The organism is Desulfobacula sp. (assembly GCF_021107415.1).
Genome location: NZ_JAIOSW010000055.1, coordinates 1 through 2,481 on the forward strand (window position 1 = coordinate 1; position 2,481 = coordinate 2,481).

The 2,481-nt window shown below is 42.4% G+C and carries 3 protein-coding genes and 1 pseudogene; 1 reads left to right on the forward strand and 3 read right to left on the reverse strand.

The window, feature by feature from the left end; genetic code table 11:
- The 3 genes and pseudogenes from K8S13_RS02960 to K8S13_RS02970 form a co-directional block, all read right to left on the reverse strand.
- A pseudogene (locus tag K8S13_RS02960) lies at positions 1-318 on the reverse strand (hypothetical protein); the annotation flags it as partial.
- Between the two features lie 73 nt (positions 319-391).
- A complete protein-coding gene (locus K8S13_RS02965; RefSeq protein ID WP_291460314.1) occupies positions 392-1,099 on the reverse strand; it encodes an ABC transporter ATP-binding protein in 708 nt (235 codons plus the stop codon).
- Entirely contained in the window at positions 1,089-1,823 is a 735-nt protein-coding gene (locus K8S13_RS02970; protein WP_291460315.1) for an ABC transporter ATP-binding protein, read from the reverse strand. The genes K8S13_RS02965 and K8S13_RS02970 overlap by 11 nt, the downstream gene beginning before the upstream one ends.
- A gap of 126 nt (positions 1,824-1,949) precedes the next feature.
- On the opposite strand from K8S13_RS02970, the gene K8S13_RS02975 reads away from it, so the two are divergent.
- Entirely contained in the window at positions 1,950-2,420 is a 471-nt protein-coding gene (locus K8S13_RS02975; RefSeq protein ID WP_291460316.1) for a 4Fe-4S dicluster domain-containing protein, read from the forward strand.
- The last annotated feature ends 61 nt before the right edge of the window (positions 2,421-2,481 follow it).

Genomic DNA, 2,481 nt, shown 5'->3' on the forward strand with positions numbered 1-2,481 from the left:
GCCCAGGGTTAACATCATGGCTTTCATCTGCCAGTCGGAACGTTTTCGCAAGGGAGCTACCAGGCCTTTCTCCAGGAGGTACCCCACAATAAAGAGAAAGGGAATCGCTGCCAGGAAAACCGTATAATAGCCACCCGGTATTCCCAGAGAAGACAGAAGGACCCAGGCAAAATAGCCGCCCATGGTGTAGAAAGACCCATATGCAAAATTAAAGGCTTTTGTTACGCCGTAGACAAGTGCAAGACCAATGGCCATAAGGGCATAAACCGACCCATTCAATAAACCGCTGATAATAACGTCAAGAATCTCTATCCACATTTAGTGTTTTCTCCCCGGATAAGAAAGTTCAACCCGCAATCTGTTCACTCTAATCCTTAATTTCTTAAATCTCTTACATTCCCAAAAAAATTTCTTTTAAATTCTCGTTGCTTATGGCCTCGTCTTTACTCCCCTCAAAGGTGATGCGGCCCTCTTCCAAAACATAGAGCTTGTCGGCCAGATCGGTTATCTGAGGAATGTTCTGCTCCACCACCAGAATTGTTTTACCCTGATTATTAATCTCCTTAATAATCTTAGCCACCTCTGTCCTTAGATTCGGCTGCAATCCCAAAGAAGGCTCGTCAATGGCCAGAAAATCCGCATTTGACATCAATCCACGGGCAATCGCCAGCATTTTGGCTTCACCCCCGCTCATGGTGGAAGCATATTGTTTCTTCCGCTGGGCCAATCGAGGAAACAATGTAAAGACTTTTTCCATATTTTCCTTTTCATGTTTCCGTGCGTTTTTTGAATACGCCCCCAGCTTAAGGTTTTCCATGACCGACATATAGGGAAACAGTTCTCGGTTTTCAGCAATGTATGTAATCCCTAAGTTGACGATCTTCTCAGATGAGAATTTAATAATATCCTGATCCTTGTAAAATATTTTACCCTTCCTGGAATCCACCATGCCGCAAAGGCTTTTCAGCAAAGTGCTTTTGCCGTGACCATTCGGCCCCAGCATCACCACCACTTCCCCTTTGTTAACATTAATGGAAACATCCTTGAGTACGTGGGCTTGTCCGTAATAGGCGTTCAGGTTTTCAATACTAAGCATCATGTGTATCTCCCAGGTAGCATGCAATAACTTCTGGATTGGAGGTTATTTCTTCAGGAGTCCCGATACAGATTTCTCTTCCATTTTCTATAACCAGGATAGGATTGGCAAGCTCTGTTAAAACTTTCATAAAATGTTCGATGATGATGACGGTGACGTTAAGATCCTGGTTGATTTTTTTTATGAGATTTGTCATTTGCTTAATCTCTAAGACATTAAGTCCTGCCATGGGCTCATCCACCATTAGTATTTTGGGCTTTGTGGCCATGGCAGCAGCTATCATCAGTCTTTTTTTACCCAACAGGTTCAATAGATCGGTTTTATTGCCGCGCTCTTTTTCGAGACTGGCAAAAGAGATCATCTCATCACAATAGCCAGAATCGAATTTACCTGAGCTGCCGAAGCGGCCGCCCAGATTCACGCTTTCTTCCACTGTCAGGCTTTCAAAAACTTGGGGAATCTGAAACGTTCTTGAAATTCCCAGGCGTGCAATTTTGTGTGTGGGAAGTCCGGTTATATTCTGACCGTCAAACTCTATTTTACCTTCATATTTATAAAATCCTGTTATGAGGTTGTATAAAGTTGATTTACCCGCACCGTTTGGACCGGCTATTCCAAATACCTGACCCTCTTTTACTTCGAAGCTCAGATCGTCTACAGCTGCCAACGCTCCAAACTTTTTGGTAATATTGATCGCCTTGAGCATCTTATCTGTTCCTTTCTTCATATTGAAATTGAGCAGAACTTTACTATCACATAGTATGTAATATGTGATATGTAATCCAAGCCATATCATAGCTTTTTTTTAAAAGCAATAAAAAAATAAAAAAACGCTTTACATAGTACATAATATGTGATATTTGCATATTTTAAGAATAGAAAACTTTATTGGGAGAAAGCCATCAAAGCCTTTATTCACACTAACTTTGACAAATGTACAGGCTGCAGTATCTGCCAGCTGGCATGCAGCATGGACCTGATCAAAGGATATAACCCCAGGCGGGCCCGTCTTTTGATCCTTCCCAAAAATGAAAACCTCTACCATATACCAGTGGTCTGTAATCAATGTGAAAATGCCTATTGCATGAATGTCTGCCCTTCCAAAGCTATTTTCCGCGGGGATGACGACATTGTCTGCATTGACCCGGATAAATGTATCGGCTGTGGACTGTGTGCTCAATACTGCCCCCTAGGGATGATTCAACTGGATACTGACACCAAAAAAGCCGTTAAATGTGAATTGTGCCAGGGAAACCCTCTGTGTGTTGAGGCCTGCCCCACAGGAGCCCTTGAACTTGCTTATAGAGGAAAAATCAATGACTGAAGCCTACACAAACAAATTGCTGATGATTGATTTATCTTGTTCATCCTTTGAAACCCTTTCG

Coding starts and splice junctions, on each gene's coding strand:
- K8S13_RS02970 (WP_291460315.1), bottom strand. CDS start 1,823: ATGAAGAAAGGAACAGATAAGATGCTCAAGGCGATCAATATTACCAAA.
- K8S13_RS02965 (WP_291460314.1), bottom strand. CDS start 1,099: ATGATGCTTAGTATTGAAAACCTGAACGCCTATTACGGACAAGCCCAC.